General features: G+C 41.3%; 19 protein-coding genes and 1 other RNA gene. 15 read left to right on the top strand and 5 right to left on the bottom strand.

The genetic code is table 11. The features are described 5' to 3' along the window. Positions 1-40: 40 nt before the first annotated feature. From dnaG to LK416_07485, 4 genes are all read left to right on the top strand, one after another. Complete coding sequence (gene dnaG / locus LK416_07500; protein UEA73552.1) at positions 41-1,810, top strand: DNA primase; 1,770 nt, start codon at positions 41-43, stop codon at positions 1,808-1,810. A 40-nt stretch (positions 1,811-1,850) separates the two neighbouring features. After that, entirely contained in the window at positions 1,851-2,984 is a 1,134-nt protein-coding gene (gene rpoD / locus LK416_07495) for an RNA polymerase sigma factor RpoD (protein UEA73551.1), read from the top strand. Between the two features lie 18 nt (positions 2,985-3,002). After that, positions 3,003-3,827 (top strand): class I SAM-dependent methyltransferase, encoded by an 825-nt coding sequence (locus LK416_07490; GenBank protein ID UEA73550.1) that lies wholly within the window; start codon positions 3,003-3,005, stop codon positions 3,825-3,827. Positions 3,828-3,894: 67 nt separating this feature from the next. Then, on the top strand, positions 3,895-4,896 hold the full coding sequence (locus tag LK416_07485; GenBank protein ID UEA73549.1) for a nucleoside kinase: 1,002 nt from the start codon (positions 3,895-3,897) through the stop codon (positions 4,894-4,896). Between the two features lie 324 nt (positions 4,897-5,220). Here the strand turns inward: LK416_07485 and rnpB are convergent. Next, positions 5,221-5,571, bottom strand: an RNA gene (gene rnpB, locus LK416_07480) — RNase P RNA component class A. Positions 5,572-5,756: 185 nt separating this feature from the next. Between rnpB and LK416_07475 the strand changes: the two genes are divergently transcribed. Then, a complete protein-coding gene (locus tag LK416_07475; GenBank protein ID UEA73548.1) occupies positions 5,757-6,470 on the top strand; it encodes a hypothetical protein in 714 nt (237 codons plus the stop codon). 420 nt (positions 6,471-6,890) lie between these two features. Here the strand turns inward: LK416_07475 and LK416_07470 are convergent, their stop codons facing one another. Further along, positions 6,891-7,610, bottom strand: a complete 720-nt coding sequence (locus LK416_07470; GenBank protein UEA73547.1) for an rRNA pseudouridine synthase — start codon at positions 7,608-7,610, stop codon at positions 6,891-6,893. A 427-nt stretch (positions 7,611-8,037) separates the two neighbouring features. Between LK416_07470 and LK416_07465 the strand changes: the two genes are divergently transcribed. Beyond that, positions 8,038-9,321 carry a cell wall hydrolase gene (locus LK416_07465; protein UEA73546.1) on the top strand — a complete coding sequence of 428 codons (1,284 nt, stop codon included), beginning with the start codon at positions 8,038-8,040 and terminating at the stop codon, positions 9,319-9,321. A 28-nt stretch (positions 9,322-9,349) separates the two neighbouring features. Further along, entirely contained in the window at positions 9,350-12,076 is a 2,727-nt protein-coding gene (locus tag LK416_07460) for a YfhO family protein (protein ID UEA73545.1), read from the top strand. Between the two features lie 47 nt (positions 12,077-12,123). Here the strand turns inward: LK416_07460 and LK416_07455 are convergent, their stop codons facing one another. Beyond that, positions 12,124-12,747 carry a response regulator transcription factor gene (locus tag LK416_07455; protein ID UEA73544.1) on the bottom strand — a complete coding sequence of 208 codons (624 nt, stop codon included), beginning with the start codon at positions 12,745-12,747 and terminating at the stop codon, positions 12,124-12,126. Beyond that, a complete protein-coding gene (locus LK416_07450) occupies positions 12,744-13,841 on the bottom strand; it encodes a sensor histidine kinase (protein ID UEA73543.1) in 1,098 nt (365 codons plus the stop codon). Before LK416_07450 ends, LK416_07455 begins: the two co-directional genes overlap by 4 nt. A gap of 304 nt (positions 13,842-14,145) precedes the next feature. On the opposite strand from LK416_07450, the gene LK416_07445 reads away from it, so the two are divergent. Genes LK416_07445 through LK416_07435 form a run of 3 tightly spaced genes read left to right on the top strand, consistent with a single transcriptional unit; the run spans position 14,146 to position 17,373 of the window. Beyond that, positions 14,146-15,084 (top strand): ABC transporter ATP-binding protein, encoded by a 939-nt coding sequence (locus LK416_07445; protein ID UEA73542.1) that lies wholly within the window; start codon positions 14,146-14,148, stop codon positions 15,082-15,084. Between the two features lie 11 nt (positions 15,085-15,095). Beyond that, entirely contained in the window at positions 15,096-16,229 is a 1,134-nt protein-coding gene (locus LK416_07440; GenBank protein ID UEA73541.1) for an ABC transporter permease, read from the top strand. Then, complete coding sequence (locus tag LK416_07435; protein UEA73540.1) at positions 16,216-17,373, top strand: ABC transporter permease; 1,158 nt, start codon at positions 16,216-16,218, stop codon at positions 17,371-17,373. Before LK416_07440 ends, LK416_07435 begins: the two co-directional genes overlap by 14 nt. Before the next feature lie 447 nt (positions 17,374-17,820). Here LK416_07435 and LK416_07430 read toward each other — a convergent pair whose 3' ends face one another. After that, positions 17,821-19,047, bottom strand: coding sequence for an argininosuccinate synthase (locus LK416_07430; protein ID UEA73539.1), 1,227 nt, complete (start codon positions 19,045-19,047; stop codon positions 17,821-17,823). Between the two features lie 545 nt (positions 19,048-19,592). Here LK416_07430 and rfbA point away from each other — a divergent pair. From rfbA to LK416_07405, 5 genes are read left to right on the top strand one after another with little or no spacing between them, the layout of a single operon-like run. Further along, positions 19,593-20,489: a glucose-1-phosphate thymidylyltransferase RfbA gene (gene rfbA / locus LK416_07425; protein ID UEA73538.1), complete on the top strand. Its 897-nt coding sequence runs from the start codon at positions 19,593-19,595 to the stop codon at positions 20,487-20,489. A gap of 47 nt (positions 20,490-20,536) precedes the next feature. After that, positions 20,537-21,562: a dTDP-glucose 4,6-dehydratase gene (rfbB, locus tag LK416_07420; protein ID UEA73537.1), complete on the top strand. Its 1,026-nt coding sequence runs from the start codon at positions 20,537-20,539 to the stop codon at positions 21,560-21,562. A gap of 27 nt (positions 21,563-21,589) precedes the next feature. Further along, positions 21,590-22,192, top strand: coding sequence for a dTDP-4-dehydrorhamnose 3,5-epimerase (rfbC, locus tag LK416_07415; protein ID UEA73536.1), 603 nt, complete (start codon positions 21,590-21,592; stop codon positions 22,190-22,192). 36 nt (positions 22,193-22,228) lie between these two features. Next, the gene (locus LK416_07410) at positions 22,229-24,010 is read left to right on the top strand and encodes an LCP family protein (GenBank protein UEA73535.1); all 1,782 of its coding nucleotides are present in this window, start codon (positions 22,229-22,231) and stop codon (positions 24,008-24,010) included. After that, a complete protein-coding gene (locus LK416_07405) occupies positions 24,003-25,307 on the top strand; it encodes a glycoside hydrolase family 3 protein (protein ID UEA73534.1) in 1,305 nt (434 codons plus the stop codon). The genes LK416_07410 and LK416_07405 overlap by 8 nt, the downstream gene beginning before the upstream one ends. Positions 25,308-25,420: the final 113 nt, after the last annotated feature.

The raw sequence follows: 25,420 nt of genomic DNA, 5'->3' as shown, positions 1-25,420 counted from the left end.
ATAGATGGAAAATTATTTAATTGGAAAGGAAGGGTAGTCGTTGTACTATTCAGATGAGGTCATAGATGAGGTGATATCCAGAAATGATATCGTGAATGTGATATCGGGATATGTCAGCCTCAGAAAAAAAGGAAGGACATTTGAAGCCTGTTGCCCATTTCATCATGAAAAGACACCGTCTTTTAAGGTGGATCGGGACAAGCAGCTGTATCACTGTTTTGGATGTGGTGCCGGGGGAAATGTATTTACATTTATCATGGAATATGAGAATATGTCGTTCCCGGAAGCAGTACAGTATCTGGCTGATAAGGCAGGAATGACACTGCCTGAAAGCAGTCAGTCAGGACAGGATGCATCAAGAGAAAAATATAAAATACTGCTACGGGATATGAATAAGACAGCGGCAGCGTATTTTCACTATATTATGAGGCATACTGAACATGGAAAGAAAGCCTATGAATATTTTAAAGGCAGAGGACTTTCGGATGAAACGATCGATCGATTTGGACTTGGGTATGCCGATGTTTACCGGGATGACTTGTATCGATATCTGAAAGGTAAAGGGTATTCCGATTCTGAGTTAAAGGATTCCGGTCTGGTAGTGATCGATGAGAAAAATGGCGGATCGGATAAATTCTGGAATCGTGCGATGATACCGATTCTGGATATTAATGGCAAGGTGATCGGCTTTGGCGGACGAGTTATGGGTGATGGAAAGCCAAAGTATATCAACACCAGTGATACAGTTGTATTTGATAAGAGTCGGAATCTGTTTGCAATGAATATTGCCAGGAGAAGCCGACGAAAAGGGTTTATCTGCTGCGAGGGCTACATGGATGTCATATCCATGCATCAGGCAGGATTTGATAATGCGGTAGCGTCGCTGGGAACAGCATTTACCTTTGGACATGCGAATATATTGAAACGATATACGAATGAAGTATATCTGGCATATGACAGTGATGGTGCGGGTGTTGCAGCCACGCTAAAGGTTATTTCGATTATGCGAGAGGTAGGAATATCTGCGAGAGTCATCAATATGCGACCGCATAAAGATCCGGATGAATTTATTCAGACACTTGGAAGTGAAGCGTTTGAGGAACGGATACAGAAGGCAGAGAGTGCGATCATGTTTGAGGTGCGGATGTTGTCTGAACAGTATAATCTGAATGATCCGGAGGAGCGAACCTCCTTCCACAATGAGACAGCAAAACGACTGGCACAGATAGAAGAAGTGCTGGAACGTAATAATTATATCGAAGCAGTATCGAATCTATACCATATTGATAAGACAGGTCTTACAGATCTGGTACACAAATATGGAATTGCAGGTGTTCCGCGTTTGGAGATCGTAGAACGGGAAGAACGACGGGCAGAGCATGAAAGCAGAGCTGCCGATCCGGCAAAGAATAAGCCGATGAAGCTGCTTTTGACATGGATGGTCAATGAACCGGGCTTATTTCAGAAGCTGGACGGTATCATTGATGAAACCAGTTTTGAAGATGGCGTTTACCGTGTGGTGGCAGACAAGCTGTTTTCACAATATCGGGAAAACGGGAAGGTGGAACCGGCAAGTATCGTAACAACATTTGAGTCGATAGAGGAACAACGTCTGGTGGCAGAGATGCTTCAGACGAATATCGGAATTGACATGACGCAGGAAGAAATCAACAATGCGGTGACAGATGTTGTGAAAAAGATAAGATTAAGCAGTATAGAAGATAAACTGGCAAAGACAAATGATATAAAAGAGATGCAGAATCTCATACGTGCCAAGGCGGATCTTACGAAGCTGCATATTTCATTATAAAGTGGATAAACTATTATATATTTATGGAGGATCATGGTTTATGGAATCAAAAGAGAATAAAGAGCAGATTGAAGAGAAATTTCAGGCGAAGCTTCAGGGCTTACTGGAGATGGCAAAAAAGAAAAAGATGGTAATTGAAGATACAGAGATTATCCGTTACTTTAATGATGCAAAAGAAATTGAGCTGAATCTGGAACGGATGGAACAGATCTTTTCATTTTTAGAGAGCCATAATGTAGATATTTTGACAATCACAGAAGAGGATGACGATGAGGAACTTCTGCTGGATGATCTGGAAGAGGATGTAGATGTAGATAAAATCGATATCTCTGTACCGGATGGGGTCAGTATTGAAGATCCTGTCAGAATGTATCTGAAAGAGATCGGTAAAGTACCGCTTCTGAGTGCTGAGGAAGAAATCGAACTGGCAAAACGTATGGAAGAAGGAGATGAGCAGGCAAAGCAGAAGCTTGCAGAAGCAAATCTTCGTCTGGTTGTCAGCATTGCAAAGCGTTATGTTGGACGTGGTATGCTTTTCCTCGATCTGATTCAGGAAGGAAATCTTGGCCTGATCAAGGCAGTAGAGAAGTTTGATTATAGAAAGGGATATAAGTTCTCCACATATGCAACATGGTGGATCCGTCAGGCGATCACAAGAGCAATTGCGGATCAGGCGAGAACAATCCGTATTCCGGTTCATATGGTAGAGACAATCAATAAGCTTATCCGTGTATCCAGACAGTTATTACAGGAGCTTGGAAGAGAACCACAGCCGGAGGAGATTGCAGATGTTATGGATATTCCTGTTGAGCGTGTACGTGAGATCCTGAAGATTTCACAGGAGCCTGTATCCTTAGAGACACCTATCGGTGAGGAGGAAGACAGCCATCTGGGTGATTTTATTCCGGATGATAATATGCCTGTTCCGGCAGATGCTGCTGCATTTACCTTATTGAAGGAACAGCTGGTAGAGGTACTTGATACATTGACCGAACGTGAAAAGAAGGTGCTTACGCTTCGTTTTGGTCTTGAAGACGGCAGGGCAAGAACGCTGGAAGAGGTTGGTAAAGAATTCAACGTAACCAGAGAGCGTATCCGTCAGATCGAGGCAAAGGCTCTTCGGAAGTTAAGACATCCAAGCAGAAGCAGAAAACTGAGAGATTATATATACTAAAATAGGGATGGAGAGCATATGATAGAACTGTCGAAACGGATGCAGTCGGTTGCGGATATGATACAGCCATGTGATGCAGTCGGAGATATCGGCTGCGATCATGCATTTGTATCGATATATCTGATAGAACAGCACAGAACAAAACGGGTGATCGCATCCGATGTCAGACGAGGACCGATCACGATCGCAAAACGGAATATAGAGGCAATGAACCTGGCGAATCAGATAGAGATACGTATGGGCGACGGGCTTGATACAATCGTACCGGGCGAGGTAAATGCTGTTGTTCTGGCTGGAATGGGCGGTATGTTGATGATCGACATTCTGGAACGCGGCGAAGAGGTGGTCACACGTTGTGATCAGCTTGTGCTTCAACCACAGTCGGATATTGAAAAGGTCAGGCGATATCTGGCAGAAAAGGGGTACCATCTTGCAGATGAACAAATGTTGATCGATGCCGGAAAATATTATAATCTTTTGGATGTACGGATTCAGAGGATGCTACAGGCGGATGAATGTATGATCGATTTGCCACAGCCTGATGTGTGGAATGGAGATTTACCACAACACGATGAACAACCTGCAGATGTGGCGTGGACAGATAAGGCAGATAATTTAGATTTTGCAGAGGACTGGTGCTATATGTATGGTGGAAACCTGTTGCGAAAGAAAGATCCGGTTTTGCGGTCGTGGCTGGTAAAACAGAGAGATACAACAGCAGGGTTGATTGACAGCCTGAGTGGTAAGAATACGGAGAATGCCGCAAAACGTCTGAAAACAATAAAAGCAGAACAAAAGACCATCTGTGCAGTTTTGAAACAGGTGTACAGCATAGATGGATAACAGAGAGCCGGACATTTAAATGTCGGCATACTCTGTTAACAGAATGTTTTGGAGGTTTATTAAGGATATGAGCGAAAAAGCGATACATAACAGCGTGCTGACTTTAAAGGAGCTTGCAAAGAAATGGGCGATTCGTGTAGGCGCTGATTCGGTAGAGAAGCTCAATGAGATCGTAGAAGCGGGTAAAGGTATGGAGTTGATCCTTGTGTGTGAAGCCATGCAGCAGAATACGATTTATGATATTGCGAGAAACATACGCAAAGAAAAGAAAAAGATCATATTGATCGCAGGACCAAGTTCTGCCGGCAAGACGACATTTTCGCATCGCCTTAGTATACAACTTCGGGCACTTGGATTGCATCCGCATCCGATTGCAGTAGATAATTATTTTGTCAATCGGAAAGATAATCCAAAGGATGAAAATGGAAACTACAATTTTGAATGTCTGGAAGCGGTGGATGTGGAACTGTTGAACCATGATATGCAGATGCTGCTTCAGGGGGAAACGGTCGAACTTCCCGAATTTGATTTCTTAAATGGAAGAAGATTGTATAAGGGAGATAATTTGCGGATCGGAGATCAGGATGTGCTTGTGCTTGAGGGAATCCATTCATTGAATCCGAAGATGTTATATGCATTGCCCGATGAGGATAAATATCGTATATATATCAGCCCGTTAAACCAGTTGACGATCGATACAGATGATAAGATATCTACCATAGACAGTCGTTTGATCCGCAGGATCGTTCGAGATAACCGAACTCGCGGGCACAATATAGAACGAACACTTTCAATGTGGAAATCTGTCAGACAGGGTGAAGAACGGTATATATTTCCATATGAGAGTAATGCTGATGTTATGTTCAATTCCGGGTTGTTGTATGAATATTCTGTATTAAAAAAATATATAAATCCATTACTGACGGAGGTATCGGAGAAGTCGCCGTTTTATTCAGATGCATTACGCCTGAAAGAATTGACTGATCGTTTTGTAACTCTGGAAGATACCATTGTTCCGTTGAACTCGATTTTACGTGAGTTTATCGGCGGAGGCTGTTTTAAAGTCTGAGGATGAAGAAAGAGCTTTTAAGAAACAAATATTTATAATCAAAGACAGAGAAGAAGTTATCGTATTTCTTTATATAAATAGCATATAATCTGTTGTATACAAAATGGGAGATAACATTACTATTGGGATATGTAAGTTATCTCTCACTTTGTATAAGTCAATGAACAGATAAATGGGCTGGCTATATATGTATGAAACAGACCTTTTTCTACGTCGGTACTTAACGAGCCGCTTGAAAAGCGGAGAGTTTAGAACCGCTATGTAGAAAATAGAACGCGAGCGTTCTGTGAAATACATATATAGCCAGCCCATTTATCGTCATCATATAAAAGCTGGACGATAAGCCGGGTTATGTCGAGAGTGATCATCTATCTAGGCTTTATGTTACCATAAAGCTCAAGCGACCTACCTGAGACTTGACGGGCAGCCATTCGTCTCACAGCCGAAGCTGCTTTTTTGGTCTTGCTTCGAGTGGGGTTTACAGAGCCTGTTCTGTTACCAGAAGCAGCGGTGAGCTCTTACCTCGCCTTTCCACCCTTACCATGTACATGGCGGTTTATTTCTGTTGCACTAGCCTGGGAGTTTCCTCCACCGGACGTTATCCGGCACCCTGCCCTGCGAAGCCCGGACTTTCCTCACCTGTCATATGACAGCCGCGATCACTTGTCCAGCTCATTACTTTTATAGCAGAATGAACACAAAAAGTAAAGGGGAAAATAAAGAAACAAAAAACATGGTTTTAAAAACTACTTCTCATGGTATAAAAAATTGTTGAAGTGATGGCAGATGGGTGTTATAATCTCTCTATAGAAGCCTGATAATATATATTGTCAAAGATTTGATATAAGAGGGTGAAATATATGGAGAATAATTATCTGTTAAATAAAGAATATATTAGAATAAAAAATATGAATACAATCAGCTATGGCGGAAATCAGTCATGGTGCAGGAGTAAGAAGATGCAGAAGGTAGGATGTGGTGTAATTGCTTTGGCAGATATATCAATCTATCTTGCAGAACAGAACCCGGGGCTTATGACAGATGCAATTCGCAAAATCAACAAGCCGAAGGGCTTATATAATAAAAATGACTATCTTGCATATGTAAAATGGTTCTATAAGCATTATGTTTTTTTTCTGTGGTATAAAGGAATGACAGGTGTGACGTTAATGAATACATTGAACCGATATTTTATGCTGAATGACATCGGACTTCGTGCAAGATGGAGATTGTTTTTGTCAGATGAGGAAATGATGAAGCAGATCCGGCATTTGATCCGTAAGAATAAACCGGTTGTATTATCAATCGGACCGAATATCCCGAATGTATTTGGCGATAAAGGAATCCATATGTATGTGGAAAAGGATGGACGTATGCTTGCATCCATGAAAAAGAATGTTCACAGTCATTATGTAGTTGTGACAGGGGTAGAAGAAATATCAGGTCATGAGTATCTGATCGTTTCATCCTGGGGCAAAAAATACTACATCAGCTACGAAGAATACCGTGACTATGTAAAACATTCCGGTGGAAGAATTACAAGCAGCATTCTGTACATCAAGGGAATGATCTAATACTGAAAATCTTTTTTGTAATTTATGCGGATATTGTTATTTATTACAAAACATATAGAAGGGGTTCTGCCCCGGATACAACCAACCACTATAAATGACTCGCTGCGGTTTCGATTCGCTGCACATGCCCGATTCGTAAATGCTCCTGCGCTAACTCGCCTTTGGCTCGAACAAGCGCCCGCATTTACTGGCAATGTGCATCTTATTTCGAAATCCTCGCTTATGTCATATTATAGTGGTTGGTTGTATCCGGGGCAGAATTCCTTCTGTATGTTTATACGGAATAACAATATCTGCGCAAAACTAAATTAAAAAGATTTTCAGTATTAGATCATTCTCTTTGGAGATCAATGTCAGACTGGATAGTTATTCATCTGTTGGTTAATGCATATTACATTATAATCATGTATTGCTACATAGTTATTTTCGGGTTAATGCCTGTAACTCGATATCTGTCAGTTCGCGGAATTCGCCGGGAGCGAGGGCTTCGTCCAACGTCAGACTTCCCATGGACAGGCGTTTTAAGTAGGTGACCTTCATGCCGAGGGCTTCGAAGGAGCGTTTGACCTGGTGGTAGCGTCCTTCAGTGATCGTCAGGAGAATCTCCGAAGTCTGTGTGTTTAGGTCGGTATTTTTTATGACTAAAGTACCCGGTTTGGTTGGCTTGTCATCGCCAATGTCCAACCCTTCTTTAAATGCTTTTATGTGTTCTTCTGTTGCCAGACCATCGATGCGAGCAAAATATGTTTTTGCTACATGTTTGGACGGCGACAGGAGATTGTGGGATAGTTCTCCGTCATCGGTGATAAGCAGCAGGCCTTCTGTATCGATATCCAGACGACCGACAGGAAAAAGATTCTTTACAGGAACGGAAGCTTTTAACAGATCCAGAACTGTTATATGTAGATTATCGTTTGTTGCGCTGACACAGCCCGAGGGCTTGTTCAGCATATAATAATGGTGCTTTTGGTATCCAATCACCTTTCCGTTATAAGAAATCTGATCTGCATTTTCATCAATCTTCTGTTCGGGAGATTTGCAGACGATTCCATTTACCGAGATCATTCCTTTTTTTATATATTGTTTTACCTGGGATCTGGAGCCGATGTCCTGATTTGCCAGAAATTTATCGATTCGCATAGTATATACCTGCCTTTGGTGTTTTAGTTATTCGAAAAAAAGCTTGTATCCAAGAGATTTTCCATCATTATAGCATGGATTTTTTTGATGTTGGAGAACAAATTCAGTTAATTTCGGAAAACAGGTGATATTGTATGAAAATATTATAATAAACCAACATTTATGACGAAAATGTTAAATGACCATTTGTGAAATAAAATTGCAGCAGATTATATAAAATAAACAAAAAAATCCAGCGTTTATTTACGGAAAATTAATACATTTTACCATAAAAACTTTGGTTGGAAGACATATGCGTATTGACAGAAACTTTGAATTAGAGTATTATTTTTAACAGAAATGTAACATTTTGTCATGGATTTTAATAAATAGGTACGAAAAGATGAGAATTAGAAGAAATAATCGTTTTTCCCATGTGGGAAGAGGTTTGTTTAGTTATAGATACATAAAACGTAATCTGCTTGTGGCAGCAGCTACGATTGTTACAGCAGCGGGAATTGGACTTGTTGTAAAGTATGGAGAGGCGTTGGATCACAGCCCGGCATATCTGAACAGCCAGACTGCTCAGACTGCATCTGTTGGGACAACTACTGAGGAGGCTGCCACTGTTGATGTGGCTGCACTTCAGACCAGCACGACAAAGAAGGCTGCTCAGAAGAAGACTGTAGTGGCAAAAGCAGAGGAGAAATCCGAATTTGATGGTAAGTTTATCGCAAAGATCAATGATACATTAAATATCAGAGAAGAAGCTACGACAGATTCCAACATCGTAGGTAAGCTGTTTGACGGTAATGTAGGTGATGTATTGGAGACATCCGGTGAATGGACAAAGATTTCATCGGGAGATGTAATCGGGTATGTAAACAGTGATTATATTCTGACCGGCAAGGATGCTGAGACATATGCAGAAGATTACAAGAAAGTCCTTGGAACAGTAACAGATGATACGGTTCGTGTACGTGCAGATAAGTCTACACAGTCAGATATCCTTGGACTTGTAGCGAAGGATACCGTTCTTTCTGTTAAGACACAGGATAAGGATTGGGTAGAAGTTACAATGAATGACGGAACAGATGGTTATATAGCTGCGGATTATATCACAGTAGAAGAAACTTATGAGTATGCAATGTCGATTGATGACTACACAGCTATGGTAGAAGCTGAACAGCAGAAAGCATATGAAGTGGTATCAACTGATGACAGTGCAGATATAATGACGGCAGATGAAGAAACAACCGAGACGGCAACAACTGAGACTCCGACAACTGAGGGAGCAACAGAAGCGGATACAGAAGTGTCTACAACAGAAGCAACAACAGAGGAGAAGTCGGATGATAGTTCTAAGATTGATGCATCCCAGTATGATGATGCTTATCTGTTGGCATGTCTGGTCAGCATGGAAGCAGGATATGAATCCTATGAAGGACAGTTGGCAGTAGCAAATGTCGTTTTGAACCGTGTAAGAAGTGGTAAATGGGGAAGTTCTATTTCATCAGTTATTTATGCACCGAATCAGTTCCCTTGTGCAACGGGAAGCGTAATGCAGGGATACTTGCAGGATGGTCCGTTATCAACAGCACAGCAGGCAGCAAATGATGCCTTGGCCGGTAACAACAACATTGGAAGTTTTATGAGCTTCTTAAATAAGAATTATATTGATACAGATTCTTTATCTGATTATCAGATTATTGGAAATCATTGTTTCTACTAAAGTGTTTTTGAAAGATGGATTTAAGCTTATGAAGATAAATGAAAATATTCATGGGGAGCGGGAACTCGATACAGATCCGGTTACTTCAACGATAACGATAAACAATGACAGATTTAACAGAAGATACATACGCAGTTGCGGGATGTATCTTTTGTTGTTTCTGATATGTATTGGATTTTACATGATAAATATGGCTGTAGAACATGTATATCCGTTTGGCAGCAGAAGCTTTCTGTATCAGGATGCATGTGATCAATATCCCGGTATACTGAAAATTTTCCTTGAATGGCTGCATTCAGGGGATAAAGGTTCATTTATATGGGAACGGGGGCTTGGAATCGATATTGTTCTGAACATGTTCTATTACTGCATGAGCCCGTTTAATATTATAGCCATAGTACTTGGTCCGGATCGTGTTGAATTATCTATGACATTGATGATCGTACTCAAAGCATCATGCCTGGCTCCGGCAGGACTGTTCTTTTTCAGGCATTCAAAGATTCGCAGATTTGCGGAAAAGGGATTGTCAGAGAAATATATAACTGTAATTTCCATGATGTTCGGACTCCTGTATGCGTTAAACAGTTATGTGGTGGTATATAATCATAATGTGCTCTGGCTGGACGGACTGATTCTGCTTCCGTTTATTGCGATTGCAGTTGAGCATCTGGCGGAAGGCAAATGGCAGCTCCGTTATACGTTGTTATTAGCCTGTGCATTTTTGTTTAATTATTATTTTGCATTTTATATTTGCCTGTTTATAGTCTGCTATTTTTTTATGCAGGATTGGAAGAATGCTAAGAATTTATGGTCCGGTGTATGTCGTTTCTTCGGATGGTCGGTTATGGCGGTATCGATTGCGGGAATGGTTGTTCTTCCGTCTCTTTATGCCATTATGAATCTGTCATCCTGTGGAAACGGGGACTATAGTCTTCCATGGTATAGAATCAGTAATCTAGGAATGTTTGTTAATTCATTTTATCCATTGCGACAGATATCGACGGGATATTTGTTCAGTCACAATAATTATTGCGGTATTCTGGTGATTATGTTCTTTCTGCTTTTCTTATTCGGAGCGGGAATCAAATGTAGTTTTAAGCTTCGATATACGGCCGTTATTTTATTCCTGACTATTGGATTGAACATGGTCGGATTAAATTATGTCCTGCATGGCTTTACGATTACGCATGGACTCGGAAATCGTTTTGCATTTATCCTTGTCTTTTTCATTTTGATGGCAGGTTATATCGGAATGCTCAGATTACAGCAGGTAAAGGTATGGCAGATAATCAGTATGTCAGGTATCGGTATTACTATATTCCTTTTGGAGCTGTTCTTAAATAAGGAAGATGCGAATTCCTATTCCTATGCGGCTGTATTGCTCTTTGGTATATCATATCTGATCTTATTGATCTTGTATGTCAGAAAGAGTATTCGTTATACGACCTGCTATGTGTGGATGATAGTATTATTGTGTATAGAGATCTTTGCAAATGCATGGATTCAGATGCCGCAGAAGTATAATGATGAGCGGCTTCAGAGCGAGATATCTGCTTCGGACTGGTTAACAGATTATGAGCAGTTGCAGCTTGCAGAAGGGGAGAGAAAGACTGCATTGGTGTCACAGAACTATATGCCGTATTCAGACGTAAACTGGTATTCATCTGTGGCAAATGGCAGTATAGTAGATGTGTTTACCAGCCTTGGAATATCAAGATATCAGAATATTGAATATACCTATAGAGGGGTAACTCCGATCAGTCGCCAGCTCTTTAATGTACGGTATGTTGTGACTGATGAAACAGGGGTTGCAGGTGGGTATCGTCTGATCGACCGGAAAAATGAGAAGATTGATTTCTACGAAGCGGATAATCTGGCAGGCATGGGATTTTTGATGAGTAAAGATGTTCTTGACTGGAGCGGAACAGCGAAAACGGAAGATACATCGGATGTATTCGAGAAAGGCAGCATGGCAGAGAATCAGAATGAACTGGTAAAGCTTGTGACCGGACATAAGATCACGCAGAATGCCTTTACAAGAATTGATATACCGGAGGATGCAGTAACAAGTGCCGGTATGGATATTACCGGACAGAAGAACGGTGAGTATTCCTATATCAGTACCAATGATGTTTTTTCAGCAATCACGGTGAATCTTACTGCGGAAAAAGACGAAGATCTGTATCTGGAATGTGCGGACACGAAGCCTCAGTGTATCGAAGTAAAGGTGAATGATGAAGTAACAGTGTCTACGAATTACACGGATTCAGCGGATTTTTATCATGTAGGTCAGGTAAAAGAAGGGGATGCTGTACAGATTCGAATGTATGCGATAAGAATTCGTCTTTATACAACGGCAGTTAAAGATCAGGAGGGAACGAAAGCATTTGCGCTGTATTCCTTAGATCAGAATGTAGTGAAAGCATTTGAAGAATATACAGAGTCACATCAAATGACATTTGACGGATGGACCGATAATACTTTAAATGGTCACATAACGACAGAAGAATCCGGTATTTTATATCTGGCGGTTCCGTACAATAAGGGATTTTCGGCAGTTGTTAATGGCAAAAAAGTAGCTCCTGTAAAGATCGGAACCGGCCTGATGGGTGTTCCTGTAGAAGCAGGGGAACATGTGATTACACTGACCTACAATACACCATATCTGATGGCGGGCATATGCCTGTCTGTGATAGGAATATTAATATTGGCAGGATATGTGATGATCAGCAGAAAAAAATCGTCCAATAAATAACGGACACAAATTATCAGCTTATAAGAATGCAGATATTGAAAAACAGATCATAATAAATTCTTATAATAAAAACAGGCAACTTGAGTGCGATCGCGCAGGTCAAGCTTCATAAGGATATTACTGAGATAATTGCGGACGGTTCCTTCCGAGAGAAAGAGCTGCTCCGCAATTTCTTTGTTGTTCAGACCATCTGCAACCAGTCGGATCAGTTCAAATTCCTTTTCCGTAAGATTGTAGGACAGGTAATCAAAACGATCATCAGTCTGTAACAGGGTAGGGATCTTGTTCATGATCTCATTCCCGAAGACAGTTTGACCGTTGTGTACGGCAGTGATCGCAGATGCAACTGTCTCAAAATCCTGTTTTAAGATGTATCCCTTTGCGCCGGTCCGGATGGCTTTGATGATATAGTCATCGTCGGCAAAGGTAGTAAGTAACAGAATCTTTGCGTCAGGGTGTCCGGTGATGATTTCTTTCGCTGCGGTCAGACCATCCATGCCTTCCATACGGATATCCATTAACAGAACATCGGGGCTGTATGTATCGTACAGGGAGATGGCATCGTGGCCATTTGCTCCGGTTGCAAGTACGGTAATGTCTGAGCAGGATTCTAATATGATCTTTAAAGATGCACTGACAAATGCATCATCATCAACAATTATAATATTCATGCAGTTCTATCTCCTTTTTGTGTATATTTTGGAATACTGACAAACAGGCGGAATCCGGATTCGGTTGATATCTGTAAAGTACCGGATAAGGATTGGACTCGTTCTTGGATGTTGGTAAGTCCGATGCCGGGGGAGGTTGTAAGGTGAATGCCTGTTCCGTTGTCACGGATCGTCAACTGATAGAAGCCCGGATGTTCCCGGATCAGAATCGAGAGTTGATCGCCGTTGCTGTGCTTTACAGCATTGGTGATCGCTTCTTTGGCAATGCTGATAAGACAGTATTTGATATCCTTCGGAACAATGTTGCCCATATCATATTCAAATGAAGTATGAAAGCCTGTTATATCATTCAACATATCCTGAATGGCAGCTTTCGTATCAATGGATTCATCGTGAAGGTCGTGGACACTTGATCGTATACTGTTCATGGCGGTATCCAGCGTAGCGCGGAGATCGGAAAGCGGATTTGTAAGGATCGGTTCTTTGTTGATCGTCTGGATCGCACCAACCTGAAGAATGGATCTGGTAAGCATGTGACCGACATTATCATGGATCTCTCTGGCGATACGATTTCTCTCTTTCAGGGTTGCAGTATAAATCATGTTATTCTGTTCCTTCCGGATCATACGGATTCGTTCCTTTGCCAGAAGTTCGTTTGTCTTCGATGTATCTGTAAGGTGCTTCATCTGTTGATGAAGGGTGGTAAGCGCTGTAGTCAGATATCCGTATAATATGCTGCACAGACAGAGGACACCTATCAGAAGTAAAGTATCCATCGGAAGTTTTGCAGATGCCAGAATGATGGAAAGAACTCCGATGGGTGCAGTAAAACAAACCGGTCGTCTGCTCAGATAGAAGCAGAAAAGCGGAAGAAATACAACAAACTTAAGGCACAGACAGCACAGAATAAATATGCCTACGTGGATCAGTACCGGAGCTGTGGGTGAGAGCCTGTCAGCAATCAGCATTGTGCCAAAAGCAAGTATGATCGCAAGCAGAATATATATTACGCTGCGCGTACATATAGAAAAAGTGTGAATACACATAATACAGCATATTGCAAATATAAGCAGTCGAGTCAGGATTTGCTTCATAACTTCTCCTTGTATGTAGACAGGTCACGCGGGTGTCAGGTAATTGCGTGAACCGGCTTGGATTTATAAGTGACGGTATTAGTATACCTGTTGAGAAATACAGCGTCAATTGACTACGGTTGAAAAACTCCGGATTTTAAAAGAATGTGACAAATGTCATATTACAGATGTGATGATTGGCACTGAACAAAAATTTTGGTATATGGTAGAATGACAGCATAACATGGAACATATGCGATGAGTTTCAGACGCGATGCCGGAAGAAACAATAGCATCCGAATAGAAAATGAATGAGGAGACAGTTATGGAATATGCGATTGAAGTAAAAGATCTGGTGAAACGATATAAAGATTTTGTAGCATTATCACATTTTGATCTGGAGGTGAGAGAGGGCGAGATCTTCGGTCTGCTTGGACCGAATGGATCGGGCAAGACGACGACGATCAACTGTATCTTGTCACTGCTTACATACGATCAGGGCGATGTCCGCGTATTTGGTAAGAAGATGACATCGACGAGCTACGATCTGAAACGGGAGATCGGTGTTGTAATGCAGAATGTGGCTGTATTTGATGAAATGACGGTATATGAGAATATCGATTATTTCTGTGGGTTGTATATCAGGGATAAAGAGACAAGAAAACAGTATGTAGAGGATGCAATCGCATTTGTCGAGCTTCAGGACTATAAGAAGTTCCTGCCGAAAAAACTGTCAGGAGGACTTCTCAGACGATTAAATATTGCGTGTGGAATCGCACACAAACCGAAGCTGATCTTTTTTGATGAACCGACGGTAGCAGTAGACCCACAGAGCAGGAACAAGATCTTAGAGGGAATTGTCGAGCTGAATAAGAAGGGCGCAACGATCATTTACACTTCTCATTACATGGAAGAGGTAGAACAGATCTGTAGCCGTATATTGATCATGGATAAAGGTCGGAAGGTCGCTCTTGGCACGAAGGAAGAGCTGAAAAAAATGATAAAGAAGACAGAGAGTATCTTCATAGAAGCTCCGGCACTGACAGATGAACAACTGCTGGAGCTGAGACAGCTTCCACATGTGTATGACAGTTCATATCAGGATGGAATGTTGAAGCTGACCTACTCCGGTGGAGATCACAATCTGATCCGGGTTATGGAATATATGAAGGAGCATGCGGTATTATTTGGAAAAGTATATACCGAGCTTCCAAGTCTGAACGATGTGTTCCTTGAGATTACCGGGAAGACACTTCGGGATTAGGAGGGGTGGATATGTTTTGGCATAATTTTAAATATGCAGGTAAAATGCTGATAAAAGGAAAAGATACACTGTTCTGGACGATACTGTTTCCGATCGCATTATTCACATTCATGTACATGGCATTCGGAAATATCATGGAAAAGGATGAGATGTTTAAAGATATCCCGGTCGCAGTTGTGAGGGATGGTAAGAATGATACAGCGCTTATGATGGTGCTGTCTACGCTTTCTATGGACGGCGAGAATAAACGGATCGACATGGAGGTGCTCAGTGAGAAAGAAGCACTTCAAAAGTTAAATGATGAAGAAGTGACCGGTGTGATCTATACATCGGATGCGAGCCTGATAGTGAGGCAGAGTGACATCAAGGAGTCGATACTGGAATCAATCCTGAATCAGTATAAGCAGATGGAACAGATGTATCTGAATCTGATGCAGAAGGATCCGGAGGCTGCATCGGAGATCATTCAGAAGGCAGTGCAGAGCGATGCGGTATATTATGAAGAGATTTCCACAACGGACGGATGTCAGAATGAGTATTATAATTATTTCTATGCAGTGCTTGCTATGAGTTGCCTGTTTTCTTCCTTTGCCGGAATCACAAGAATGCATAAGCTGCAGGCAAATGAAAGCGCACTTGGAATGCGTCGTTGTCTGTCACCGAATCCTAAACTTGTGACTGTTCTGGCGGAGTATCTGGCATTACTGCTGGTTCAGTTTGCAGCCGAGGTTATCACTGTAATCTATATGCGGCTGTTCGGTGTACAGTTTGGAACAAAATATCCGGCTATTTTACTGGTACTCTTTATTGCATGTAATATCGGTATTGCCGGAGGAATGCTGATTGGTACCTGGTCAAAATGCTCATATGGAGGAAAGATTGGAATTGCGGTAGCGGTCAGCCTTACCTTCTCTTTTATGGCGGATCTGATGGTTCATGGAATTAAAAACAGTATTGAAGATAAACTTCCAATTCTGAACCGGATCAATCCGGCGGTGCTGGTAACGGACTGTCTCTATGCGCTCAATGTATACGATAATTACGATCGTTATTTCAGAAATATCCTGATCTTAACCGGTATGGCTGTCTGTCTGCTTGGAGCGAGTATTCTGATCTTAAGGAGGAATAAATATGCAAGTGTTTAAATCCTATTTTAAAATCTTAAATAAGAAAAAAGGCTCAATGTTGATGTATATTGGGATTTTTGCAGGCATTATATTTGGATTTATATTGCCGAATTCCGGTAAAACAGAAGACGAATATAAAAGCATGAAGTGTAAATTCGCTTGGTTTGATTATGACCAGACGGCAGAAAGTGAAGAACTGTTTTCGTATCTGGATCATGCACATAAACATGCTGAATTAAAAACAGATACGACGGAAGCGATGCAGGACAGTCTGTTTAACCGGGATACAGACTGTATCGTCCGCATTAAAAAAGGTTATGCGGATCATCTGGATAAGGAAGATCTGTCCGATTATATCGAGATCGTTGCAATTCCGAACCGGAGCAAGGTGGAACTGTTTGAAGCAGATGTAAATAAATATATCTCTTATCTGAATGCATATTTTGCAGCCGGATATGACCGGGCAGAGGCAGCAGCTCAGGTGGATGAATTGTTTCAGACTAGAACGAACGTAACGATGACGACCGAAGACCATGGCGGAAAACATAGTACGAGATATACATTTTTCAGTTATCTGGGATGGATATTTGTGGTCATGATGATCGAAGGTGTGAGCCCGGTATTGATCGTATATGATAAAAAAGAATTAAGAGAACGGATCGCAAGCTCAGCATATAAATATTCCAATATGACAAAAGAAATCCTTCTCGGAACGATCGTAACAGGATTCCTTGGATGCGCAGTATTTGCGGTTGGAGGGTGCTTTGTATTCAGAAAAGAAATGTTTACGGCGGCAGGACTTGGAAATCTGCTCAATATGGTTTGCTACATGTTCGTAGCTATGGCACTTGCCTTTCTTGCAAGTAAGATTGTCCGAAACGAGGAGGGCTTCAGTATGATCGGCAATATAGTGTCCCTTGGTATGGCATTCCTGTCCGGCATCTTTGTTCCGGTGGAATTTCTTGGTGAAGGGGTCATAAAGCTGGCACATTTCCTTCCGGCTTACTGGTATGTCAAAGTCGTTGATCTTCTGGACTATGAGGCAAAGATACCATCGGAAGCATTCGTATATATGGGGATCGAGGTGCTCTTTGCAGCCGCCATCATCACAATTGCAATCGTGATCGACCGTGCCAGAAACCAACGCTTGGTGAGTAGTTAGATGATGAAAGTTTTATAAAAAGGGAAGTGGACATTATCTATTATTCCGCAAGACGCTTTCGCTCTGTTTCTCATGTAGCGGTACTAAAGTTCACCACTCCGTGGTTCACTAAGTACCGACATTCGAAAAGGCTTGCTTCATAATAATAATGTCCACTTCCCTTTTACATAAAACTTTCATCATCTGGAAGCTACATTCCTGTTATGAAGGAAACATATCTGGAAATCGATATATGAAACAAAATGGGAAATAGCATTACTATTATGAAGCAAGCCTTTTTTAATGCCGGTTCTTAGCGAGTCGCCATGGGCGAGGAGCTTAGTGCCGTTGCGTTAAAATAGAGTGCGAACGACTTGCGGAATAATATGTAATGTATTTCCCATTTTATTTCAAAGATTTACGGAAGAAATTTCCTTTATAACAGGAATGCCGCTTCCATTTCAACTATTATTTGTCGTTGTTCTTGTTCTTCTCGTTCATCATTGCGCGGACTTTCATGGACAGACCGAACAGGTTGATGAATCCGGTTGCATCCTTATGGTTATACAGCTCACCGGTAGTGAAGCTTGCAAGACTCTCAGAATACAGAGAATATGGAGAAGTTGTTCCGGCTTTGATGATGTTTCCTTTGTACAGTCTCATCTTAACCTGACCGGTAACTGTCTCCTGTGTCTTTTCAACAAATGCCTGAAGAGCCTCACGGAGAGGGCAGAACCACTTTCCTTCGTATACAAGATCTGCAAACCTGGTTGCTACGAGCTTCTTGTATGCAAGGGTTTCACGATCCAGAGTCAGCTCCTCTAACTGCTTGTGAGCTTCCATCAGAATTGTTCCGCCGGGAGTCTCATAAACACCACGGGACTTCATGCCGACAACACGGTTCTCAACGATATCGATAATACCGATACCATGCTTGCCGCCTAAACGGTTTAATTCACGAATGATATCAGAAACTTTCATCTTTGTACCATTAATAGCAGTTGGGATACCCTTTTCAAAATCAAGTGTCAGATATTCATCCTCATCCGGTGCCTTTTCAGGGGTAACACCGAGAACCAGAAGATCATCGTAGTTTGGTTCGTTTGCAGGATTCTCCAGTTCCAGACCTTCATGGCTGATGTGCCAGATATTACGGTCACGGCTGTAAGAATGAGCAGCATCAAACGGAAGATCGATACCGTGTGCCTGACAGTATGCAATCTCCGCATCACGGGAATCCAGCTTCCATTCCGGCTGTCTCCATACAGCGATAACCTTGATGTCAGGAGCAAGAGCCTTAATTGAAAGCTCAAATCTTAACTGGTCATTTCCTTTTCCTGTTGCGCCGTGACAGATCGCAACAGCACCTTCCTTACGAGCAACCTCAACTAATTTCTTAGCGATCAGAGGTCTTGCGAAAGAAGTACCGAGTAAATATTTATTCTCATATACAGCATCTGCCTGAACGGTTGGCATGATGTATTCATCACATAATTCATCAACAACATCCAGAATGTATAACTTGGAAGCTCCTGAATATTTTGCTCTTTCATCCAGTCCTTCCAGCTCACTTTCCTGTCCTACGTCGATGCAGGCGCAGATAACATCGTAATCATAAGTTTCCTTTAACCAAGGGATGATAGCTGTTGTATCAAGGCCGCCTGAGTATGCAAGAACAACTTTGTCTTTTGCCATTTCTAAATCCTCCTTAAAATCCGTCTGTGTGGAATATGTACATTTCTGATATATCATAATTCCATTTGTTGAATAAAGGACATATCGTCCTGTCTGCAAATTAATATATAACGGTAGTGAATATTATGCAAGTGTTTTTTGAATAGAAAAGTGGAAAAAATAAAAAAGAAACAAAATGTAAGAAAACAGAATTTACAATATAGAAGAGGGATAGAAGAAAAAATACGATCATGAAACAAAAAGAATAAAATATGAATATTACATATACAAATATGAATAATATACACACACACATTGAATTACAGGAAACATCGGTTTGTATATAATGAATAGAAAGTTGTAACAAATCAGAAAAAAATAGTAGAAATAAGAAAAAATAGGAATAATGTTTGAGTATCTTGTAGAAATGCTATATAATATAATAGACTGTGGATACTGGTTATTATAGACTGTGAATGGGAAATCCTGAAGTTAGAAATCACAGCCAGATATAATAATTCGGGTGAAAGAATGAAAAGTTTTTTGATTAACAGGAGGAATAAGAGATGAAAGGCATTATTTTAGCCGGAGGATCTGGAACAAGGTTATATCCGTTGACAAAAGTAACATCGAAGCAGCTGCTTCCGATTTATGATAAACCGATGATCTATTATCCGATGTCAGTTCTGATGAATGCAGGGATCCGTGATATATTGATCATTTCAACACCGCAGGATACTCCAAGATTTGAGGATCTGTTGGGAGATGGAAGTCAGTTTGGTGTAAATCTTACTTATGCTGTACAGCCTACACCGGATGGACTTGCACAGGCTTTTGTTATTGGTGCGGATTTTATTGGTGATGATACTGTGGCAATGGTTCTCGGTGATAATATTTTTGCAGGCCACGGACTTAAAAAGAGATTACGTGCAGCTGTTCAGAATGCGGAAAACGGTAAGGGTGCAACTGTATTTGGTTATTACGTAGATGATCCGGAGCGGTTTGGAATTGTTGAATTCGACAAAGACGGACGTGCGATCTCGATTGAGGAAAAACCGGAAAAGCCAAAGAGCAATTACTGTGTAACAGGTCTCTATTTTTACGATAATAAAGTTGTTGAATATGCAAAGAATCTGAAACCATCCGCCAGAGGCGAGCTTGAGATCACCGATCTGAACCGTATTTATCTTGAACATCAGCAGTTAAATGTAGAGCTTCTCGGACAGGGATTCACATGGCTGGATACAGGGACACATGAGAGTCTGGTTGATGCCACGAACTTTGTAAAGACGATAGAGCAGCATCAGCATAGAAAGATTGCATGTCTTGAGGAGATTGCATACCTGAATGGATGGATTTCCAGAGAAGAAGTTCTTGAAGTATATGAAGTTTTGAAGAAGAATCAGTATGGACAGTATCTGAAGGATGTATTAGATGGTAAGTATCTGGATGTGCTTGCATAGCTTTTGCAGATAAAAAGATAAAAGATAGATTGAGGAGAAAGATAAAAATGAGTAAAACAATCATAGTAACAGGTGGAGCCGGCTTTATCGGTTCAAATTTTGTATTCCATATGCTTGATAAATATCCGGAATATCGTATCGTATGCTTGGACAAGCTGACATATGCAGGTAATCTGTCAACACTTGAGCCGGTAATGAAGAATCCGAATTTCAGATTCGTTAAAGCGGATATTTGCGACCGAGATGCCGTTTACCGGTTATTTGAGGAAGAAAAGCCGGATATCATTGTGAACTTTGCAGCAGAGAGTCATGTTGACAGAAGTATCGAGAATCCGGATATTTTCTTAAAGACAAATATTATGGGTACGGCAGTGCTTATGGATGCCTGCAGAAAATATGGAATTGAGAGATATCATCAGGTATCCACCGATGAAGTGTATGGAGATCTGCCGCTTGACAGACCTGATTTGTTCTTTACAGAAGAAACACCGATTCATACAAGCTCTCCTTACAGCAGCTCAAAGGCAGCAGCAGATCTTCTGGTATTGGCATACCACAGAACTTACGGATTGCCTGTCAGCATATCCAGATGTTCGAATAACTATGGACCGTATCATTTCCCGGAGAAACTGATACCATTAATGATCGTAAATGCATTGAATGACAAGCCTCTTCCCGTATATGGTGAGGGCTTGAATGTGCGTGACTGGTTATATGTAGAAGATCATTGTAAGGCTATCGACCTGATCATTCATAAAGGGCGTGTTGGCGAAGTATACAATGTCGGTGGTCACAATGAGAAACAGAATATTGAGATCGTTAAGATCATCTGTAAAGAACTTGGCAAGCCTGAGTCTCTGATCACACATGTTGGCGATCGTAAAGGACATGATATGCGCTATGCAATCGATCCGACAAAGATCCATAATGAACTTGGATGGCTTCCGGAGACAAAGTTTGAAGATGGAATAAAGAAGACGATCCAGTGGTATCTTGATAACAGAGAATGGTGGGAGACCATTATCTCGGGAGAATACCAGAATTACTATGAGAAGATGTATGGTAATCGTTAATTTGTGGAAAAGAGGTAGAGAAATAAGATGGGACAGATTAAAGTTACAAAAGCACCGATAGAAGGATTGTACATTATTGAACCTGCAGTACATGGAGACAGCAGAGGATATTTTATGGAAACCTATAACCAGAAGGATATGGAGGAAAATGGTCTGAATATGGTATTTGTTCAGGATAATCAAAGTATGTCGACAAAAGGCGTGCTTCGCGGACTCCATTTTCAGAAGGAATTTCCGCAGGGAAAACTAGTACGTGTGATTAAAGGTGCAGTTTATGATGTTGCTGTTGATCTGAGATCAGGAAGCGAAACATATGGAAAATGGTATGGTGTGGAGTTGACAGAAGAGAACAAGAAGCAGTTCTATATCTCGGAAGGCTTCGCTCATGGATTTTTAGTTTTATCGGATACGGCGGAATTTTGTTATAAGGTAACAGATTTCTATCATCCCGGTGATGAGGGCGGTCTGGCATGGAATGATCCTGAAATTGGTATTGAGTGGCCGAAGGTCTTTGGTGAATATCAGGGAAACGCAAGTGCGGAAGGGTATCATCTGGAAGATGGAACCGCGCTCAACCTGAGTGATAAGGACCAGAAATGGCTGGGATTAAAGGAAACATTTAAGTTCTAATAAAGTTTTTAGTTGCAGAGAGGATGTCTTTCACTAATGGATAATAAGACTACACAGTATGATAAACGTCTATCGGAATACAGAGACAGACTGTTACAACGGAATAAGGAAATGACAACGGACGATGATGAGCTGATCGATTCGATCATCAATCAGAATGAACCGGAAAATAGCAAAGCTGACGGTAAAGCAGATGGTACATCTGAGGAGAAAATGGCAGATTCTGTATCAGATGCTTCTTCGGCGAAAGAAACACCGGTATCGGAATCCTATAAGGAATATGCAGACAAATTAGAGTCGGTATTAAAAGAGGTTGGGGTTGCGACAGCGGAGAAGTCCGAATCGAAGCAGCCGACAGAGAGAATAAAAGAAGACCGTGTAGCCGAAGAACGGAAAAGGCTTGCTTATAAGAAACTCGGTTATGAAGAACAGACGCAGGATGATACCATGAAATCTGAGGCAGATATGGATGAATCGGAAGAAGATGGACATACAGTTGCTGATGTATTTGCAAATCTGAGAGAAAGTGTCCGGGATGCAGTAGGTGAGGCTGAGAAGAAGGTCAGAAGCCGGAAGCCTGTCATATCAGAAGTGGGTAATGATGGACAGAAACGATCATTTCGACTGAATACACTCGGTAAATGGGCGGTTACAGGCATTGTATTGTTCGTAGTATTCCTCATCCTTACGATCGGTTATGTATCCGCGAATAAATCTTATAAGTATAATCAGATGGATATTCGTCCGATCAAGAACAGTGATCTGGTTGTCAACGAAGGTGTAAAAGAACAGACAAAGGGTTATACCACGATTGCACTTTACGGAGTTGATTCCAGAGATTCAAATCTGAATACAGGAACAAACAGTGATGCGATCATTTTACTCAGTATCAATAAAGATACAAAAGAAGTTAAGATGGTTTCGGTATACAGAGATACATTGTTACAGATACAGAGCGACTCTCAGACAACTCATAAGGTCAATTACGCATATCAGCTCGGGGGTGCTTTAATGTCGATCAATACGTTAAATGCAAATCTGGATCTTGCTATATCGGATTATATTACCGTTGATTTTAATGCTATGGCAGATATAATCAATACGCTGGGAGGCGTAGAGGTAACGGTAACAGAAGATGAGGTAAATAATCTGAACAAGAATCTTGCGGAACAGATCGGTATTTCGGGAAAATATTCCGAGGGCGTTCATGAGGCGGGAACGAAGGTATTAAACGGACAGCAGGCAGTTGCATATTCCAGAATCCGAAGCACGGGTAAAGGAGATATTACCAGAACCATGAGACAGCGTACCGTATTACTTGGTCTGGTAAATAAAATGATAAATGCAGACAGTAAGATGATATCAAATCTGATCGATGTATCCTTTAGCTGCATATCAACCAGTCTTACAAAGGATGAAGTGACTTCGTTGGCGAAAGATATTGCTGACTATAAGATTACAGGAAATATTGGATTCCCGTTCTCTTATACACCGATGTCCTTAGATGGTAAAGGTAGTGTGATCGTAGCAGCGGATCTGAATGCAAATGTTACAGCTTTACATGAATATCTGTATGGAACATCGGGTTATACTCCGTCGACTACAGCATCATCTATAAGCACAGAAGTATCATCGGAAACGGGAGTGGCAGCAACAGAAGCAATTGATATAGATAAGGTATCAGGCGAAACTGCTGTTACAACACAGGAAAGCAGTGAAGCTTCGAGTGAATCGGCAACAAATGGATCTGAAACAGGTTCGACAACAGAAGTACAGACGATCACGACACCTCCGGCGGGAATGATAGAAAATGAATAATATCAGAATCCGTCTGAGACTTTTCGTAGGGAAGATTCCGGTGCTGACAGTGATCATATGTGTGATAGTATTACTTTTCGGGAAATACAGACAGATGGAATATGTCCGGGCGAATGAAACCGGAGTAATAGAGATAGAAAATACAGAGATTTTACCGGAGCAAATATTTTGCAGGCGCAATACCAATGACAGCTTCCCTGTACGTGGGGTATTGCTTCATGAATGGATTAAAGATATAAGACAGAATCTTGCATGGGCAGGTATGACAGAACGATATATCGCTCATATGGGACTGCATGAAAAGGTATGTCAGATGATGTTTGTAAATCCTGAGAATCTGGTTTTAAGTCATGATGTGACCAAGCTGGATAAGGAATTTAAGTCGGCGCTTAAGAAGTATCCTGTCGGTGGGATTATGCTGAAATCAAAAAACATACAGACGAAAAAACAGCTGAAAAAGCTGTTGAAGGAAATGCAGGATAATTCTGATATTACACTCTTCCTTGCTGTAGATGAGGAAGGCGGAACGGTCAGCCGCGTAATGCAGAAGCTTGGCAATATAGATGGCGGTGATATCGGATCAATGTATGATTACAGAAATCTGGGTGGAGATATTGCGTATGAGAATGCAAGACAGATCGGAGATAATCTGTCGTATTATGGATTTAACCTTGATTTTGCTCCGGTAGCAGATGTATGGTCAAATCCGGGGAATACAGTCATAGGAAAGAGAGCTTACAGCAATATTTATAGTGAAGCGGCGGAATTAATTCCATATGCGGTGCGCGGTTTTCACGCAGGCGGAGTGCTCTGTACTTTGAAGCATTTTCCCGGGCATGGCAATACAAAAGAAGATTCCCATTATGGAAATGCATATGTATATGAGACGAAAGACGATCTTGAAAACAATGAATTTCAGTCGTTTCGGGCAGGAATTGATGCAGGAGCTGACTTTGTGATGGTAGGGCATATGATCGTAACCGATATATCGAATATCCCATCCGATCTTTCTAAAGAAATCGTGACAGATATTCTTCGGACAGAACTTGGTTTTTCCAGAGTAATCATTACGGATTCATTGCAGATGGAATCAATTACCGATACATATTCAGCCGGGGATGCTGCGATTTATGCGGTGGCTGCAGGAAATGATATGATATTGGAACCGGAAAATCTGGAACAGGCAGTTGAGGGGATAAAGCAGGCAGTAAAAGATCAGATTATTGCGGAGACTCAGATCAACGAAAGCGTAAGAAGAATTTTGGTGATGAAGCATACTGCTATTGAGAAAGAATAGACCGATTGGGCAAATTTAAACACAAAACGCACAAAATGCGGATTATATATTTTAAAAGTAAAAGACACGATTTCAATGGAAAGACCATTGCAATTGTGTCTTTTTGATTTGCA

Source organism: Lachnospiraceae bacterium GAM79 (assembly GCA_020735665.1).
In the GTDB taxonomy this organism is placed as follows: domain Bacteria; phylum Bacillota; class Clostridia; order Lachnospirales; family Lachnospiraceae; genus Coprococcus.
This window is presented reverse-complemented; position numbering and strand designations above follow the sequence as displayed.

Bases quoted from the DNA above. Each gene is read 5' to 3' on its own strand.
- LK416_07435 (UEA73540.1), top strand. From the start codon at position 16,216: ATGCAAGTGTTTAAATCCTATTTTAAAATCTTAAATAAGAAAAAAGGC.
- LK416_07460 (UEA73545.1), top strand. From the start codon at position 9,350: ATGAAGATAAATGAAAATATTCATGGGGAGCGGGAACTCGATACAGAT.
- rfbC (UEA73536.1), top strand. From the start codon at position 21,590: ATGGGACAGATTAAAGTTACAAAAGCACCGATAGAAGGATTGTACATT.
- rfbA (UEA73538.1), top strand. From the start codon at position 19,593: ATGAAAGGCATTATTTTAGCCGGAGGATCTGGAACAAGGTTATATCCG.
- LK416_07445 (UEA73542.1), top strand. From the start codon at position 14,146: ATGGAATATGCGATTGAAGTAAAAGATCTGGTGAAACGATATAAAGAT.
- LK416_07470 (UEA73547.1), bottom strand. From the start codon at position 7,610: ATGCGAATCGATAAATTTCTGGCAAATCAGGACATCGGCTCCAGATCC.
- LK416_07405 (UEA73534.1), top strand. From the start codon at position 24,003: ATGAATAATATCAGAATCCGTCTGAGACTTTTCGTAGGGAAGATTCCG.
- LK416_07485 (UEA73549.1), top strand. From the start codon at position 3,895: ATGAGCGAAAAAGCGATACATAACAGCGTGCTGACTTTAAAGGAGCTT.
- LK416_07430 (UEA73539.1), bottom strand. From the start codon at position 19,047: ATGGCAAAAGACAAAGTTGTTCTTGCATACTCAGGCGGCCTTGATACA.
- rfbB (UEA73537.1), top strand. From the start codon at position 20,537: ATGAGTAAAACAATCATAGTAACAGGTGGAGCCGGCTTTATCGGTTCA.
- LK416_07475 (UEA73548.1), top strand. From the start codon at position 5,757: ATGGAGAATAATTATCTGTTAAATAAAGAATATATTAGAATAAAAAAT.
- rpoD (UEA73551.1), top strand. From the start codon at position 1,851: ATGGAATCAAAAGAGAATAAAGAGCAGATTGAAGAGAAATTTCAGGCG.
- LK416_07440 (UEA73541.1), top strand. From the start codon at position 15,096: ATGTTTTGGCATAATTTTAAATATGCAGGTAAAATGCTGATAAAAGGA.
- LK416_07490 (UEA73550.1), top strand. From the start codon at position 3,003: ATGATAGAACTGTCGAAACGGATGCAGTCGGTTGCGGATATGATACAG.
- LK416_07450 (UEA73543.1), bottom strand. From the start codon at position 13,841: ATGAAGCAAATCCTGACTCGACTGCTTATATTTGCAATATGCTGTATT.
- LK416_07455 (UEA73544.1), bottom strand. From the start codon at position 12,747: ATGAATATTATAATTGTTGATGATGATGCATTTGTCAGTGCATCTTTA.
- LK416_07410 (UEA73535.1), top strand. From the start codon at position 22,229: ATGGATAATAAGACTACACAGTATGATAAACGTCTATCGGAATACAGA.